Here is a 16451-nt window from a genome sequence, read left to right on the forward strand (position 1 = left end):
ACGGCACAGGGAGGGGTACCGGCAGGTGGAGCGCAGGACTATCGGGGCGACGGCGCTCGACGTGGGTGCGATCGGCCTGGGGTGCATGCCGATGAGCTGGGCGTACAGCCGTTCGGAGCAGCGCGGGGACCGCTCGCTGCGGACCGTGCACGCGGCGCTCGACGCCGGGGTGAGCCTGCTCGACACCGCCGACATGTACGGCCCCTTCACCAACGAGCTACTGGTGGGGCGGGTGTTGAAGGAGCGGCGCTCCGAGGCCTTCGTCTCGACGAAGTGCGGACTGCTCGTGGGCGACGGCGGCGAGCGGCGGCACGTCGTCGCCAACGGCAGGCCGGGGTACGTGCGCCGGGCCTGCGACGCCTCGCTGCGAAGGCTCCAGACCGACGTCATCGACCTCTACCAGCTGCACCGCGCGGACCCCGAGGTGCCGGTCGAGGAGACCTGGGGCGCGATGGCCGAGCTGGTCTCGGCGGGCAAGGTGCGGGCGCTCGGCCTGTGCGCCGTCGGCGCCCGCTCGGCCCGCCGGGGCGCGACGGGCGCCGGACGCGACGGATATGAGGGAACGATCCGCCAACTGGACCGGATCCAGCAGGTGTTCCCGGTCGCGGCGATCGAGGCGGAGCTGTCGGTGTGGTCGCGGGAGGCGCTGGTGCGGCTGCTGCCCTGGTGCGCGGCGCGGGGCGTCGGCTTCCTGGCGGCGATGCCGCTGGGGAACGGCTTCCTGACCGGGACGCTGACCCCGGGCGGCGGCTTCGAGCGGGACGACCCGCGGGCCCGGCACCCCCGGTTCACGGCCGAGATGATGGCCGCGAACCAGCCGATCGTGGCGGGACTGCGGCGGGTGGCCGCGCGGCACGGGGAGGACGTCACCCCGGCGCAGGTGGCGCTCGCGTGGGTGCTCGGTCTCGGGCGGCACGTGGTGCCGGTGCCGGGGGCGAAGCGGGAGCGGTGGGCGGTGGAGAACGCCGGGGCGGCCGCGCTGCGGCTCACGGCGGAGGACCTGGCGGAGATCGCGCGGCTTCCGGCGCCGCGCGGGTCCTGGGACTGAGCGCCTGGCGGAGAAGACGGGTCCGGCGGGCGGGAACCTGATCGGGGCGAGCGGTGTATCAAGGGTGTAGGGATGCCGCTCGACTCGTCGAAGGGGAACGGACCATGAGCCGTCCTGCTGTTGTGAAGGCCCTGGGGGGCGCCGCCGCGCTGGTGCTGCTGACGGGGTGCTCCTCGGGGAGTACGGAGGAGCGACCGGGCGCGGCTCCGCCGACGACGACGGTCTCCCCCTCCGCCTCCGCCGGGGGACGGGTGTCGGTGGTGGGCACGCTCACCGAGGGGCTGAAGTCGCCCTGGGGGCTGGCGGAGCTGCCCGGCGGGGATCTGCTGGTCTCCTCGCGGGACGAGCGGACGATCACCCGGATCGACGGGCGGACCGGCGCGAAGACCCCGCTCGGCGAGGTGTCGGGGGTGGTGCCGGGCGGCGAGGGCGGACTCCTCGGGATCGCGGTCCGGGACGGCTGGGTGTACGCGTATCTGACGGCCGGATCGGACAACCGCATCGTGCGCATACGGTACGGCGGCGGGGAGGCGGACCGGCTCGGCCGGCCGGAGCCGGTGCTCACCGGCATCCCGAAGGGGATCATCCACAACGGCGGACGGATCGCGTTCGGGCCGGACGGCATGCTGTACGCGGGGACGGGCGAGACGGGCCGGACGGGGCTGGCCCAGGACCGGGACTCGCTCGGCGGGAAGATCCTGCGGATGACGCCGGAGGGCCGGCCGGCACCGGGCAATCCCTTCCCCGGCTCGGTGGTCTATTCGTACGGGCACCGCAATGTGCAGGGGCTCGCCTGGGACCCGGCGGGCCGGCTGTGGGCGGCCGAGTTCGGGCAGAACACCTGGGACGAGCTGAACCTGGTGGAGCCGGGGCGGAACTACGGCTGGCCGGAGGCCGAGGGGCGGGCCGGCCGGGCCGGGTTCACGGATCCGGTGGCCCAGTGGCCGACCTCGGAGGCCTCCCCGAGCGGGATCGCGTACGCGCGGGGAGCGATCTGGATGGCCGGGCTCAGAGGCGAGCGGCTGTGGCGGATCCCGCTCTCCGGCGCGGAACGATCGGGGGAGCCCGAGGCGTTCCTGAAGGGTGAGTACGGACGCCTGCGCACGGTCCTCGCCACGAGCGGCGACCGGCTCTGGCTGGTGACCAGCGAGACCGACACCCGGGGCACGCCCGGGCCCGGGGACGACCGGATCCTCCGGCTGGAGGTGAGGTGAGGAGGCGGTGACCGTGTTCGGCGGACTTGACGAGTTCTTCGCGCCATCGCGCAGGCACATCGAGGAGGAGCGCCGCAGAGAGGCCCTGACCAGGGAGGATCCGGGAGACGCCGACCCGGCCCGCGGCCCGGTGGACCTGTCCTCGGGCCGGGTGACGATACGGCTCCCCGGGGCCCGGCCCGAGGCCGCCGGCTCAGAGGGGCGTGTCGAGGAGGTGGAGGCGGTGGGCCAGGGCGGCGGCCTCGCCCCGGCCGGCGACGCCGAGCTTGGCGAGGATGTTGGAGACGTGGACGCTGGCCGTCTTCGGTGAGATGAACAGCTCCTCGGCGATCTGACGGTTGGTGCGGCCGGCCGCGACCAGGCGCAGTACGTCCTGCTCGCGGGGCGTCAGGCCGAAGCCGTCCTCTCCGGGCTCCGCCGGTGCCGGAGCCTGCTTCTCGGGGGCGAGGGAGAGGCGGGCGCGGGCGGCGAGGAGTTCCACGTCCTCGCGGAGCGGCCGGGCGCCGAGGGCGACGGCGGTGGCGTGGGCCTCGCGGAGCAGGGCCGCTGCCTCCTCGCGGCGGCCGCCCTCGACGAGCAGGGCGTCGGCGAGGCGGTGGCGGGCGCGGGCCAGCTGGTACGGGCGTTCCAGCGGCTCGTAGGCGGCGACGACCTCGGTCCAGCGGGCGGCGGTCTCACGGCCCTCGGCGCGGGCGAGTTCCTCGGACACCTGCCGGGAGTAGGCCTCCCAGACCGGGGCCGGGATGGCGAGGCCGCGGACGCAGCGGCGGACGAGCGCGAGCGCCTGGGCGCGGCCCTCGTCGGCGGCGGGCAGCCCCCGGCTGTCGGCCTCGGCGGTGACGGCGGTGAGGACGAGCGGCCAGCCGTAGCGGTGGGTGCCGGGCGGGAAGCCGGTCTCCGCGAGGGCGGCGAGCTGTTCCCGTACGTCCGCGAGGCGTCCCTCGGCGGCCGCGATGGCGATCTCCGCCTGGGCCGTGGGCAGGGTGTACTGCGGGATCGGGTCGCGGGCGCCGTAGCGGGAGCGGGCCTCGGCGAGGTGCTCGGCGGCCCTGGCCGGCTCGCCGCGGAAGATGGCGAGGTGGGCGAGCTGGAGCAGGGCCGTGCCGCCCGGCTTGGTGCTGCTCGCCCCGGAGCGGAGCAGCAGCTCGGCCTCGTCCTTGCTCCGGCTCCACTCGCCGAGCGAGAGGAGCGACTCGGCGAGGTTGGCGCGGATCCAGCCGGCGCTGTCGACGAGCCCGCGGGACCGGGCGAGTTCGATGCCGGTCACGGCGATGTCCACGGCCTCGCGGGAGCGGCCGAGCGCCTCCATGGCGGAGGAGAGGTTCACATGGGCGCGGGCGGCCTCGTGGAACTGGCCGAGGGCGGTGGTCCGTTCGCGGGCCTCGTGCATCGCGGCGAGTCCGCCCTCGATGTCTCCGGCGGACACCATGATGGTGCCGAGGGTGATGCGGGCGTTGAGTTCGATCGGTTCGGCCTTGACGAACCGGGCGTATTCGACGGCGCGTTCGGCGGCGGCGAGTGCCTCGGGGCCGGGGTTGCGGAGCATGCCCCAGCCGGCCGCGCCGACGAGGACGGTGGCGTGGACGGCGGACGGCGGGAGGCCCTTGACGAGTTCCTGGGCGCGGGCGATCTCCGGCCAGCCGTCGCCCTTGCCGAGGTTGGACTGGAGCCGGGCCATCTCGGTCCAGAACCAGGCGGCGCGCAGGGGGTCGTGCTCGTCGCTGTCGAGGAGGCGGAGCGCCATCCGGCAGATCTTCGCGGCGCGTTCCCGCTCGCCGCTCAGCCGGGCGGCGACGGCGGCCTCGGCGAGCAGGTCCAGATAGCGAAGGGAGGTGGTCTCGGGGTCGCAGCCGCAGGCGGGGTAGGCGTCGGCGTAGTCGATGGGGCGCAGCGAGTCGCGCGTCTCGGCGGGCACCTTGTCCCACAGTTCCATGGCGCGTTCGAGGAGGCTGAGCTGCTCGGCGTAGGCGTGGCGCTTGCGGGTCTCGACGGAGGCCCGAAGGACGGTGGGGAGGGCCTTCTCGGGGTCGTGCGCGTGGTACCAGTACGTGGCGAGGCGGGTGGTCCGCTCGTGGGGGCGGACGAGGCCGGGGTCGGCCTCCAGGGCCTCGGCGTAGCGGCGGTTGAGGCGGGAGCGTTCGCCGGGCAGCAGGTCGTCGCTGACGGCCTCGCGGACGAGGGAGTGCCGGAAGCGGTAGCCGTCGCCGTCGGGGACGGCGAGCAGGATGTTGGCGCCGACGGCGGCCCGCAGCGCCTCGATGAGTTCGTCCTCGGAGAGCCGGGCGACGGCGGCGAGGAGCCCGTACTCGACGGTGGAGCCGCCCTCGGCGACGATCCTGGCGACCCGCTGGGCACCCTCGGGGAGCGCCTCGACCCGGACCAGGAGGAGGTCGCGCAGGGAGTCGCTGAGCTGGCCGACGGCGCAGCCGGCCTCGTGGGAGACGACGAGCTCCTCGACGAAGAAGGCGTTGCCGTCGGAGCGTTCGAAGACCTCCTCGACGAGAGCGGGGTCGGGTTCGGCGGCGAGGATGCCGGTGAGCTGGCGGTGCACCTCGGTGCGGGTGAAGCGGGAGAGTTCGATGCGGCGGATGGTGCGGAGCCGGTCGAGTTCGGCGAGGAGGGGGCGCAGCGGGTGGCGGCGGTGGATGTCGTCGGCGCGGTAGCTGGCGACGACCACGATCCGGCCGCGGCGCAGGGTGCGCAGGAGGTAGGTGAGGAGGTGCCGGGTGGAGGCGTCGGCCCAGTGGAGGTCTTCCAGGACGAGCACGATCGTACGGTCGGCGGCGAGCCGTTCCAGGAGCCGTACGGTCAGTTCGAAGAGGCGGGCGGTGGAGTCCTCGTCGGAGGGCTCGTGGCTGCCGGGGTCGCCCAGTTCGGGCAGCAGGCGGGCGAGTTCGCCCTCGTGGCCGTCGGCGGCGGCGGTGAGTTCGTCGGGGAGGCGGCGGCGGAGCGCGCGCAGGGCGGCGGCGAAGGGGGCGAAGGGCAGACCGTCGGCGCCGAGTTCGACGCAGCCGCCGAGCGCCACGACGGCGCCCTGGTCGCAGGCCGTGTCGAGGAACTCCTCGATGAGCCTCGTCTTGCCGACTCCGGCCTCACCGCCGATGAGCAGGGCCTGGGGCTCTCCCGCGGTCGCGCGGGAGAGCGCCTCGGTGAGGGCGGTGAGTTCGCCGGCGCGGCCGACGAAGACGGGGCTGACTGACCTGGTCTCCACGGCGCCGAGCATCGCACAGACTTCCTTGCCGTCGCTCATAAGGGGGTCACGCGGCCCGGACGAAGCGACCGCGGCCGCCGTCCGTCACCTGCCCCTCCGTGTCCTGGCCCGCGTGGCGGCGGCCGAAGAGGTGCAGGCCCTTGCGGGTCGCCGCGGCCTCGTGGGCGAGGCGCTGGGCGGCGGCCTCGGCGATGAGCTCGGCGTGGTGCATGGTCTGGAGTTCGTACTCGAACATGGTGTGCTCCCCTGGGCTTCTCGGTTTCGGTATCGCTCTCTTGCGATGCCTCTACTTTCGTCTCCGAGGGGGTGCCGTCACATCGGGCGAGTGCCGCATGTTCGGGGTACGGGGGTCCTTAGGAGGGTCCTGGGGGTGCCTTAGGCAGAGCCCCAGGGGTCTCAGGAGCCGGCGGTCGGGAGGCTCAGGAACAGGTCGAAGTAGGTACCGACCGACAGGAGCAGGCCGAGACCGCCCAGGACGGCGCCGGCGAGGGCGACCGCACGGACCCAGGCGGGGCGGCGGGGCAGGGTGAGCACGAGGACGGCGACGATCAGGGCGAGGAGGGCGAAGACGCCGTTCACCAGGGCGGTGCTGTGCCAGGCGTCGCCGTAGATCTCGCTGATCTGCTGGGCCGGGGTGCCGCTGCCGGAGGTCTTGATCTGCCCGATGAGCGTCTCGCGCTCGGCGACGACCTTGCCGGTCCAGGTGCCGGTGAGGGCGACGGCGGAGAGGGCGGCGGAGACGACGGCCGCCGCGCCTGCGCCGAGGCCGGTGGCCTCCGGGGCGGCCGCCTCGTCGTCGAGCCCGTCCTCGTCCTGCTCGTCGTCGGTCTCGTCGAGCAGGTCGGCGTCGTCGTTCGCGGAGCCGTTCGCGGAGTCCTTCGCGGAGCCGTTCGCGGACTCGTTCGCGGAGTCCTTCGCCGAGCTGTCGGCGGCGGTCACGGTCTCCGCCGCCGCACCGTCCTCCGCCGTCACGGCCTCGGTGTCGGGCTCGGTCTTCTCGGTCGTCTTGGTGTCCATGCGGCGCACGCTAGGGCGCCCACATGAGAAGCGGCTTAAGACGCCTTCGCCGCGCGCCATTCCGGGGCGAGGACGGACCAGATCTCGGTGTCGGCGCGGTTGCCGCGGTACAGGTAGTTCTCGCGCACGACGCCTTCCTTCGTCATGCCGAGGCGGCGGGCGACGGCGATGCTCGGCTCGTTCTTCGTGGAGGCGTACCACTCGACGCGGTGGATGCCGCGCTCCTCGATCGCCCAGTCGATGATGACCCGGCAGGCCCGGGTGATCAGGCCCTTCCCGGCGGCGGAGGGCTCCAGCCAGCAGCCGGCCTCGGCGGTTCCGTTCGCGGCGTCGAAGGTCCGGAAGAGGACGCCGCCGACGAGGGTGCCGTCGGTCCAGATGCCGTAGATGCGGCCGGAGTCGCTCGCGGCCTTCTCTGCGTACGAGGTGAGGTAGGCGCGGGCGGAGTCGAGGTCGGCGACGACGTCGGGGAGGCCGATGTGCTGTCCGACGAACTCCCGGCCCCGGTCCATGTGGGTGAGGAATTCCTCGGCCTGCCAGGGTTCCAGGGGCCTGAGCTCGGCGCCGTCGTCACCCAGCGATATCGCGAACATCGTCGTTCTCCTCCGTGGTCGGAACCGTCACGCGCTGTACGGGGATCTTCGCACGGGCGTCGGCGGCCTCCCGGCACTCGGGGGGTTCGATGCTGATCCGCGGCAGGAGCCGGTCGAGCCACTTGGGCAGCCACCAGTTCGCGCCGCCGAGCAGGTGCATGAGGGCGGGGACGAGGAGGGTGCGCAGGACGAAGGCGTCGAGGGCGACGGCGGCCGCGAGCGCGATGCCGAACATCGCGATGACCCGGTCGCCGCTGAGGACGAAGGCCAGGAAGACGGAGATCATGATGACCGCGGCGGAGTTGATCACGCGGCTGGTCTCGGCGAGGCCGACCCGGACGGCCCGCCGGTTGTCGCCGGTCTCCAGCCACTCCTCGTACATCCGGCTGACCAGGAAGACCTGGTAGTCCATGGAGAGTCCGAAGAGGACCGAGACCATGATCACGGGGAGGAAGGGTTCGATCGGTCCGGCGCTGCCTAGGCCGAGGAGCTCGCTCCCCCAGCCCCACTGGAAGATCGCGACGACGATGCCGAAGGCTCCGGCGACGGCGGCGACGTTCATGGCGGCGGCCTTGAGCGGGATGCCGATGGACCGGAAGGCGAGCAGGAGCAGGAGACAGCCGAGGGCGATGACGACGCCGACGAAGAGCGGCAGCTTGCCGACGATGATCTCGGCGAAGTCGTCGTAGGAGGCGGTGACGCCGCCCACGTGCACGTCGAGGGAGGTGCCGGCCTCGGCCTTCGGCAGGACGTCCGCGCGGAGCCGGTCGACGAGCTCGCTGGTCGCCTTGGACTGCGGCGAGGACTCGGGCACGACGACCACGACGGCGGTGTCGCCGGAGCTGTTGTACGTGACCGGGGAGACGGACGCGACGCCCTTGGTGGCGGCGAGCGTGGCCGGCAGCTGGTCGAGGGCGACCCGGTCGTCGGCGCCGTCGAGGTCGGCGACGAGGGTGAGGGGCCCGTTGACGCCCGGCCCGAAGCGCTCGGCCAGCAGGTCGTACGCCTTGCGGGTGGTCGCGGTGGCCGGACTGTTGCCCTGGTCGGAGGTGCCGAGGTGGAGCGAGAGGGTCGGCAGCGCCAGGACGCCCATGACGAGGACGGCGAGACCGCCGAGGAGCTTGGGGTGCCGCTCGACGAAGGCGGACCAGCGGGCGGCGAAGCCGGTGGGCAGCTCGGGCTGCGGGCCGCGCTCGGCGAGGGTCCGGCGTTCGCGCCGGGAGAGCGCCCGCATGCCGATGAAGGAGAGGAGCGCGGGAAGCAGGGTGACGGAGGCGGCGACCGTGAGGAGCACGGTGAGGGAGGCCGCGATGGCGACGCCGTTGAGGAAGCTGAGCTGCAGGATCAGCATGCCGAGGAGGGCGATGCAGACGGTGGCGCCCGCGAAGACGACGGCCCGGCCGGTGGTGGCGACGGCGGTCTCGGCGGCCTCGGCGACGGAGAGGCCGCGTTTGAGGCCTCTGCGGTGCCGGGTGACGATGAAGAGGGCGTAGTCGATGCCGACGCCGAGGCCGACGAGCATGCCCAGCATGGGGGCGAAGTCGGCGACGGTCATCAGATGGCCGAGGAGCACGATCCCCGAGTAGGCGATGCCGACGCTGACGAGCGCGGTCGCTATCGGGAGCACGGAGGCGGCGAGCGAGCCGAAGGCGAGGAAGAGGACGACGGCCGCGACGGCGACGCCGACGATCTCGGCGACGTGCCCGCCGGAGGCTTCGGTGAGGGCGACGGCGCTGCCGCCGAGCTCGACCTGGAGGTCGTCGGTGGCGGCGGCCTTGGCGGTGTCGACGAGGGCCTCGGCCTGGGACTCGGGGATGTCGTCGGCCTGCGCGTGGAAGGTGACGGTGGCGTAGGCGGTGTGCCCGTTCTCGCTGACCTGGCCGCGCGTGTCGCCGTAGGGGGAGGTGACGGCGGCGATGCCGGGGAGCTCGGCGACCTTGTCGAGCATCGCCGTCATGCGTTCCTCGACGGCGTCGGCGCGGACGCTGCCCCGGTCGCTGTGCCAGACGATGGTGTTGGTGTCGCCGCCGAGGCCGTGGAAGCCGCGGTCGAGGAGGGCGGTGGCCCTGCCGGACTCGGTGCCGGGGACTTCGTAGTCGTTGGAGTACGCGCTGCCGGCGAGCGTCGCGCCGGCGGCGGTGCCGCCGAGGGCGAGGAGCCACAGGAGAACGACGACGAGACGGTGCCGGAGGCACCACCGTGCGATTGCGGCCAAAGGACGTGCTCCTGACTGGATCTGTACTCGCGCCCCACTGTCGCAGCCAAACGTGATCGTTTGCCCGTTTCGTGGCGATCCTCACAGGGTGCGTCCGGGGCCGGGGTCCAAGGGCCCGCCGGGCAGGTCCTGGGGTCCCCGGCCTCGCGGGACTTCTAGCCGGAGACGCTCGGGCGGCCGTTCTCGATGTGGCCCATGAGCCGGCGGCGGAAGCCGTCGGGCGCGGTCACCTCGATGTCGTACCAGCCGTGCGCGTCGGCGGCGGAGTGGACGACGGTACGGGTCTTCCCGGGCTTCACGGTGACGGTGCGGGTCCAGTCGGCCAGGTCGTGCTCGTCCACGTACCCGAGCGGGCGGACGGTGAAGGCGAGCGGGGCGGAGCCGGTGTTGCGGACGGTGAGGTGCAGGTCACGGTCGTGGTGGTCGACCCGGCTGGCGAGCTCGGCGCCGCCCGCCGCGGGGCCCTCGAACTCGCGCCGGAAGCCGTTGGGGCCGGTGATCGTGAAGCGGTAATGATCACCCGGAACGGGGACGGTCCACTCCCCCTCGCCCCTGACGTCCTGGTGCTGCGGGACGGCGTACTCGCCCGCGTACGGGTAGAGGGCGAAGTGCGCGCTCGCCCTGCCCCGGTTGCTGAGCGCGACCGTGACGGAACCGGCACCGGTCGTCGCGGAGGCGTCCGGCTGGTACGGCAGCGGGCGGGCGGGACGGGCGCCGGGCTCCTGGACGGGCATCCGCTGCACGGCCGGCGGCTGGGGCCGCCAGCGGCCGGTGAAGGGCGGGATCGGTCCGGGCTGCTCGACGGGCGGCTGCCGGCGGGTCCGGTGGAAGTCGAAGGCGGAGGTGAGGTCGCCGGTGACGGCCCGCCGCCAGGGGGTGATGTTGGGCTCATCGATCCCGGTGAGCCGCTCCAGGAAGCGGATCACGGAGGTGTGGTCGAAGGTCTCGGAGCAGACGTAGCCGCCGACCGACCAGGGGGAGACGACGAGCAGCGGGACGCGGACGCCGAGCCCGGTGGGCAGGCCCTTCCACCGCTCGTCCGTGTTGTCGGCGGGCGGGACGGGCGGCGGAACGTGGTCGAAGAAGCCGTCGTTCTCGTCGTAGTTGATCAGTACGACGGTGTGGCGCCAGACGTCCGGGTGCGTGCCGAGGGCGTCGAGGATCTTGTAGACGAGGGTCGCGGAGGCGACCGGCGAGGAGGAGCCGGGGTGCTCGGAGTCGATCGCGGAGGGCACGAGGTAGGAGACCTCGGGGAGGGTGCCGGCGGCGACGTCCGCGCGGAAGGCGTCGGCGAGGGTGCCGGACTCGACGCGGCGGAGCCCGCGCTCGAAGAGGGAGCGCTCGGCGGCGGTGAGGGTCGCCACGCCCTCCTCCAGGAGCCCGAGCAGCCTGGCCCGCTCGGCGAGGTCCTCGGTGTCGCGGACGGCGGCGTAGAAGGACTCCATGAAGGTGTGCCCGCCGGTGGCGGCGAGGGCCTTGCGGGCGATCTTCTTGAAGCTGGTGAAGAACTCGATGTTGTTGTCGGTGAAGTTCTCCCACTCGGTGTACGTCTTCCAGCTCCGCCCGGCGGCTTCGAGCCGCTCGGCGTAGGTGGACCAGCCGTAGCCGGGGTGGGTGCCCTCGGCGTAGGCGGCGTTGGTGACGGCCCGGCTGCCGTCGGCCTCGTAGCCGGTCCAGCCGGACCAGAGGTGGTTGCGGTTGGGGCTCGTCGAGGTGTGGGTGGACGAGTGGTACGCGTCGCAGATGGTGAAGGTGTCGGCGAGCTCGTAGTGGAGCGGGATGTCCTGCCGGTCGTAGTACGCCATGGTGGCGGCGGTCTTGGCCGAGACCCAGCCGTCCATCCAGCCGCCGTGCCAGGCCTTGGCGCCGCCGCTCCAGGAGTGGTCGAGGTCGCCGATGTACTGGAGGTCCTTCTGCTGGGTCTCGGCGGCGCCGCGGATCGGGAAGGGCAGCACGGTCCGGCCGAGCGCGGCCGGCTGCTCGAACACCGGCTTGCCCGAGGGCAGTTCAATGGCATTGCGGTCGCCGAATCCGCGGACGCCGCGGAGGGTGCCGAAGTAGTGGTCGAAGGAGCGGTTCTCCTGCATCAGGATCACCACGTGCCGGATCGCCGCCATCCCCCCGGCCGGGGGCTCCGCGGCCATCGCCGCCTGCAGGGACGGCGGCAGCAGCGAGCCGGCGGCGGCGACACCGAGCGCACCTCCGCCCAGCGCGAGGAGCCTGCGGCGGGACAGCTCGGGGGACTTCTCGGATGACAAGACCGACCTCCAGTCGACGGCCAATGGTTCGCCTTCGAGCCATTGGGTGGTACGCCGGGGACGGTAGTGAGAGGGGGTGACGGCGAGAAGACCCGACGGGGGCGCGGCGGTGAACGTCCAACAGAACACGACAGAAATCCAAGCGATTTCCGGCCACGAGCACGCGCTCGCCACCCACCCTCGCGTGACGGCCGGTCAGGTCCGGGTCGGGGTGACGCAGTGGCCGGGGCCGTCCGGCAGGACGCGCTTCTCGTCGTACAGGTCGACGGTGGCCCCCTTCGCCGCCCGGGCCGCCTTCCACCGTCCCTCGGCGAAGAGCGGGTGGAGGTAGCCGTCCTTCGGCGCCCGGCAGTCGTGGTTTCCGACCTCGCTCGCATAGGCGCCCAGGACGAGCTTCCCGCCCCTCGCCGTGAACGTCATCCGGCGCCGTACGGCGATCCGCGCCACCTCGGAGAGGCCCGGGACGATCTCGTGGCCCACCTGGGTGCTGACCAGCGGATAGACGAAGGTGTAGTCGGCGTGCACCACCAACTCCCCCGCCGCCGAGACCTCGTAGTCCATCGTGCCCCGCGTCCTGACACCGCTCTCGTCCAGGTACACCTCCTCGGGGTCGAAGCGGGTGACCATGTCCTTCCGTACGGCGTCGTCGACGCCGCTCGTATCGAGCAGGGCGAGCGCCGCCGCGGGCTCGGCGCCGGCCAGGGTCCGCTCCGAGAGGTTGGTCTCGGCGAGCAGCGTCTTCACGTCCTCGAACACGGCGTCCATGTCCTTCGCCGTGAGCCCGCCGGCCGGCTCGGCCGCGGGGAGGTGGATCCCGTCGGCCCCGGGCACCCATCCGGCCGCGGGCGAGTTCCGGAACGGCATGTTGACCGAGTACGGCCATTCCAGGGGCCAGTTCTCCTCCCGGACCGCCCCCGCGCCGAAGGGCTCGTACGGCGGCCGCTCCCCCGTCACCTCGGTCAGCCAGAACCCGAACCCGCCGAGGAGCAGCACGCCGGCACCGGCCGCGAGCGCGATCCTGCGGCGCCGCACCGTACGGTCGCGCCGCAGCGCCTCCTCGCGTCCCGGATCGTCGGCCTGCGCGCGCAGCCGAGCGACGTAGTCCCTGGGTTCCACCGACATGTCCCTGTTCCCTCCCCCGCTCCGCCGGGGTCGACGGAGCGGAGCGGAGCCTCTCATATCGCTGCGCGGGCCGTCATCGCGGATTCCTCTTGCTCACCGGCGGTGTTCGCGCGCATCCTGATCGCGACGCACGGCCACGGCGCATGAGGGGAAGTCGCATGGCCAGACGCAAGGTCATCAAGGTCGAGGTCAGCAAGCGGGTGCTCTGGATCGGGGCCGAGGCCTACCCCCTGCAGAACATCGCCCGGGCCACGACCGTCAAGTTCAAGCCCCAGCGGGCGAAGGCCGTGGGGCGCTTCGTGAAGTACCTGCTGATCACCGGCCTCCTGGTGGTCGCCGCGCTCGCCGTCGCCCAGTCCGGCGAGGTGTCGGGCAGCGACCGGGAGCTGATCACCCGGGGGGCGGTCGTCACCGCGACCGTGCTCGTGGTGACCTTCCTGGTCCAGCTGATCGTCGCCCTGTTCGAGAAGACGTACTACGCGCTGGTCATCGAGACCTCCGGGAACCCGCTCACGCTGCTGGCCAGCGTGGACCGCGGCGAGGTGCACCAGATCGTGCACGAGATCATGCGGGCCATCGAGGACCCCGCCTTCAGCGGCTTCGTCAAGCAGATGGTCACCTACAACATCGGCAGCATGCGGGACTTCTACAACGCGTCCGGTCCGGGCAGCGTGGGGAGGATGGGCAGTGACCGGTAACGGGGAATTCCACATCAGCAACATGCGCGACTTCTACAACGCGTCCGGAGAAGGGGCCGTCGGCCGGATCGAGAACAACCAGCAGGGCGCGCAGGACCCGCAGGCCGTCTACGAGGCCGTGATCCATGCGATCGAGACCCTCCGTACCCAGGTGTCGGCCGAGGACCGCGAGGTCCTCGACGCCTCCCTGGAGACCATCCGCCAGGGCGACGACGCGCCGCCCGGCGCCTTCCGCCGGGCCCTCGGCACAGTCTCCGGAGTCGCCGCGCTCGTCGGCGAGGTCGGCGCCCCGGTGGCGGAGGCGGTCCGCCGGGTGCTCGCGCTGCTCGCCGGCTAGAACGACTCACCGCAAGGCTCGCGGATGGGCGAGGCGGCCCCGTCTTCACCGTCTCCCCCGCCGCCTGGGCGCCTTCGTCGGCACGACGGACTCCTAGACGGGGACGCGCGGGTTTTCGCCCTCCAGGAGGGCGAGGCCCAGTTCGGTGACCGTGTGGAGCGTGGCGTTGCGGTGGCGCTGGCTGGAGACCAGTGCCGCCTCGCGCAGGGCCGTGATGTGCCGGCTGGCATTGGGGGCGGTCGTGCCGGCGAGGCGGGCCAGCTCACCCGTGTTGGCCACGCCGTCGGCCAGCGCGGACAGCAGGGTGGCCCTGGTCGGACCGATCAGGGCCGCGAGCGCCCGTCCGTCCGCCGGACGCACGCCCGGGGTCGCCCAGCTGACGTCGTGCTCGATCGGGTAGACGAGCACCGGGGGCAGCGCCGGGTCGGCGAGCGACGTCGGTCTGCAGCGACCGAAGTGCGACGGTTGAAGCACCAGACCACGTCCGCCGAGGTGGATGTCGAAGTCGGCCCGGCACTCCACCCGGAGTACCGGGTACTCCCAGCGCACCGACGGATGCAGCGTGTTGAGGACCGCGTCCCAGCCTCCTTCGACGAGCGTGACCGAGCGGCGCGCCCGGTCACGGCTCACCTGGGCGCGCATGCGCTCCCAGAACGGACCGAGCACCGCGTCGGCGTACGCGTACGCCGCGTCGGCCAGCCGGCCGACCATCGCGGACTCCCCCTCCGCCAGCTCCCGGGACCAGGCCGGAAGCCGCCGCGACGGGTTCTGCCGAGCGAACTCCCTGAGATCCTGCGCGAATCGCTGCCTGGGCGTGGACCGCAACGCCTCCACCTGGGCCGCGAGACCTCCACCGACCGTGGGCGTCAGAAAGTCCACCGAGTACGCGGCGGGCTCCACGAGCGCCGTCAACAGCCTTGCGCTCTGGGGCACTCGGGGCAGCGACTCCCTCACCCATGGACCGAAGAGCACACCCGCGTCCCTTCCGCGCAGCAGCTTCAGGCTGTGCAGCATCTCCCACAGCGGGTCCGGATCGGCCGCGATCCGGACCCGTGCGAGATCTTCCCCCGTGAAGTGAATGCGCAGCACCTCAACCCCTCCCACCAGGACAATTGCGCTCCAGCGCACACAAGTTCACAGTGCTCCCCCGTACCCGCAGACTCAGACCGTCCGGTGCTGACCAGCACACCTCACCAACAGGACGGTGGATCGTAAAATGCCCGAGACCCTGTCGAGAAGGGGTTCCGGCAGGCGTGCCGCGCCACAGGGGCTCGTACGCGCACTGGCCGTCGGGTTGGTCGTCGCCGCAGCCGCCGGGTGTTCCGGTACCGGTACGGGCGAGACGTCGGCGCCCGCCACGGCGGCGAAGCCGGCGACGGTCATGGACCCCGCCGAGCTGACCGCGCTGCACCGGCTGCCGCCCGTCACCGGCCTGCTCTTCACCTCGCACTCGCGTGCCGCCGAGGCGCAGCAGAAGATCGCCATCGCCTGCATGGCCGAACGAGGCTACCGATACGCCCCGGTCCCGCCGCCCAGGACCGCGGGCGCCGACGAGCGCCCGCAGCCCTTCGGCCTCGAGTCCACGGCTCCGCCCCGCACGGCCGCTCCCACGCCCTCCCCCGAGGCGCCGCCCAAGCCCGGCAGCCCGGAGAGCACCGACGCGTACGCGCGGGCGCTCTTCGGTGACGAGGCCGAGCGGGTCACCGCCGGGGGCGCGCGGCTGAGCGTCTCCCGGCCGGGCGAGGGCTGCCTCGCCGAGGCGGAGACGCGTCTGCTGGGCGACGGCCGGATGCGCTGGCTCCAGGTGCGGATCCTGCTCTTCGAGGCGCAGGAGGACGCCCGCGCGGACGTGGAGAAGGACGCCTCGTTCCGTGCGGCGACCGCGCGCTGGCGGGAGTGCATGGACCGGGCCAAGGTCAAGGCCGAGGATCCCGTACGGGTGCAGCGGTCGCTGCGGTCGGAGGCGGAGCGGCGGAGCAGCCCGGTCGCCGCGGCGGACCTGCGCTGCAAGGCGGAGACGGGATACCTGGCCACCGCGTACGAGCGGCTCGCCGCCGCCCAGCAGCGCCGGCTGGACGAGCACCCCGACATCGGCCGGGACTGGAAGAAGCTCTCCGCCCGCCAGGAGAAGGCGGCCGGCGAGGTGCTGGGCGGCTGATCCCGCCCCCGGCCACCACCACAGTCTTCCGCTCCTGAGCCCAGGAGCGGATGTTCCCACACGAAAGCGAGATTGACATGTCCACACTCAAGATGAAGTCCGGACTCCGCCGGAAGTTCGCCGCCGTGGCCGGCGCGACCGCACTCCTGGTGGGCGGCGGCATCGCGACCGCGTCCACCGCGTCGGCCGGCCCCAGCTGCCCCTCGGGCTACCACTGTCTCTTCGAGGGCAGCATCGGCTCCTCGGTGCACAACTACTTCAACAGCGACAACGACTTCAGGGACGACGCCTTCACCAGCGGGCACGTCGTGAACGACAACTCGTGGTCGGCCAGCAACTCCAGCACCGGCGGCTACGAGAGCCACTACTACTACGACCCCGGCTACCAGAACCTCGACTTCTGCGTGAACCCGGGCAGCTACGTGACCCACGACCGACTGTCGGACGACTTCGTGGACGGCAACGGCGTCGGCCAGCGGGACGAGGCCAGCTCCCTGCTGCTCCGGCCGACGACCTCGGTCTCCTGCTTCTGATCCGCACGCACACCTGCACAAAAGGCGGCCCCGCACCGGAACTCCGG

General features: G+C 72.7%; 15 protein-coding genes. 7 read left to right on the plus strand and 8 right to left on the minus strand.

All coding sequences use genetic code 11. The features are described from left to right. Positions 1-25: 25 nt before the first annotated feature. From ACWGN5_RS07005 to ACWGN5_RS07015, 3 genes are all read left to right on the plus strand, one after another. A complete protein-coding gene (locus ACWGN5_RS07005) occupies positions 26-1048 on the plus strand; it encodes an aldo/keto reductase (protein WP_453511828.1) in 1023 nt (340 codons plus the stop codon). 104 nt (positions 1049-1152) lie between these two features. Beyond that, the gene (locus tag ACWGN5_RS07010; protein WP_453511830.1) at positions 1153-2262 is read left to right on the plus strand and encodes a PQQ-dependent sugar dehydrogenase; all 1110 of its coding nucleotides are present in this window, start codon (positions 1153-1155) and stop codon (positions 2260-2262) included. A 13-nt stretch (positions 2263-2275) separates the two neighbouring features. After that, positions 2276-2572 carry a DUF6191 domain-containing protein gene (locus ACWGN5_RS07015; RefSeq protein WP_453511863.1) on the plus strand — a complete coding sequence of 99 codons (297 nt, stop codon included), beginning with the start codon at positions 2276-2278 and terminating at the stop codon, positions 2570-2572. Here ACWGN5_RS07015 and ACWGN5_RS07020 read toward each other — a convergent pair. The 7 genes from ACWGN5_RS07020 to ACWGN5_RS07050 form a co-directional block, all read right to left on the minus strand. Beyond that, positions 2456-5512 (minus strand): helix-turn-helix transcriptional regulator, encoded by a 3057-nt coding sequence (locus ACWGN5_RS07020; protein ID WP_453511832.1) that lies wholly within the window; start codon positions 5510-5512, stop codon positions 2456-2458. The genes ACWGN5_RS07015 and ACWGN5_RS07020 overlap by 117 nt on opposite strands. A 7-nt stretch (positions 5513-5519) precedes the next feature. Next, positions 5520-5708: a hypothetical protein gene (locus ACWGN5_RS07025; protein WP_453511834.1), complete on the minus strand. Its 189-nt coding sequence runs from the start codon at positions 5706-5708 to the stop codon at positions 5520-5522. 161 nt (positions 5709-5869) lie between these two features. Then, positions 5870-6490 carry a hypothetical protein gene (locus tag ACWGN5_RS07030; RefSeq protein WP_453511836.1) on the minus strand — a complete coding sequence of 207 codons (621 nt, stop codon included), beginning with the start codon at positions 6488-6490 and terminating at the stop codon, positions 5870-5872. 35 nt (positions 6491-6525) lie between these two features. Continuing rightward, positions 6526-7083 (minus strand): GNAT family N-acetyltransferase, encoded by a 558-nt coding sequence (locus ACWGN5_RS07035; protein ID WP_453511838.1) that lies wholly within the window; start codon positions 7081-7083, stop codon positions 6526-6528. Beyond that, positions 7061-9298 (minus strand): MMPL family transporter, encoded by a 2238-nt coding sequence (locus tag ACWGN5_RS07040; protein ID WP_453511840.1) that lies wholly within the window; start codon positions 9296-9298, stop codon positions 7061-7063. The genes ACWGN5_RS07035 and ACWGN5_RS07040 overlap by 23 nt, the downstream gene beginning before the upstream one ends. Positions 9299-9453: 155 nt before the next feature. Beyond that, positions 9454-11556 (minus strand): phosphocholine-specific phospholipase C, encoded by a 2103-nt coding sequence (locus ACWGN5_RS07045; RefSeq protein WP_453511842.1) that lies wholly within the window; start codon positions 11554-11556, stop codon positions 9454-9456. Between the two features lie 195 nt (positions 11557-11751). Then, positions 11752-12678, minus strand: coding sequence for a hypothetical protein (locus tag ACWGN5_RS07050; protein ID WP_453511844.1), 927 nt, complete (start codon positions 12676-12678; stop codon positions 11752-11754). Positions 12679-12836: 158 nt separating this feature from the next. On the opposite strand from ACWGN5_RS07050, the gene ACWGN5_RS07055 reads away from it, so the two are divergent. Both ACWGN5_RS07055 and ACWGN5_RS07060 read left to right on the plus strand, forming a co-directional pair. After that, complete coding sequence (locus tag ACWGN5_RS07055) at positions 12837-13376, plus strand: DUF6232 family protein (protein WP_453511846.1); 540 nt, start codon at positions 12837-12839, stop codon at positions 13374-13376. Continuing rightward, complete coding sequence (locus ACWGN5_RS07060; RefSeq protein ID WP_453511847.1) at positions 13366-13713, plus strand: hypothetical protein; 348 nt, start codon at positions 13366-13368, stop codon at positions 13711-13713. Before ACWGN5_RS07055 ends, ACWGN5_RS07060 begins: the two co-directional genes overlap by 11 nt. Positions 13714-13806: 93 nt before the next feature. Here ACWGN5_RS07060 and ACWGN5_RS07065 read toward each other — a convergent pair whose 3' ends face one another. Then, a complete protein-coding gene (locus ACWGN5_RS07065) occupies positions 13807-14802 on the minus strand; it encodes an ArsR/SmtB family transcription factor (RefSeq protein ID WP_453511848.1) in 996 nt (331 codons plus the stop codon). 127 nt (positions 14803-14929) lie between these two features. Between ACWGN5_RS07065 and ACWGN5_RS07070 the strand changes: the two genes are divergently transcribed. Continuing rightward, entirely contained in the window at positions 14930-15871 is a 942-nt protein-coding gene (locus ACWGN5_RS07070; protein ID WP_453511849.1) for a hypothetical protein, read from the plus strand. 77 nt (positions 15872-15948) lie between these two features. Beyond that, a complete protein-coding gene (locus tag ACWGN5_RS07075; protein WP_453511851.1) occupies positions 15949-16404 on the plus strand; it encodes a hypothetical protein in 456 nt (151 codons plus the stop codon). Positions 16405-16451 lie beyond the last annotated feature (47 nt).

This window comes from Streptomyces sp. NPDC055815, assembly GCF_053616475.1.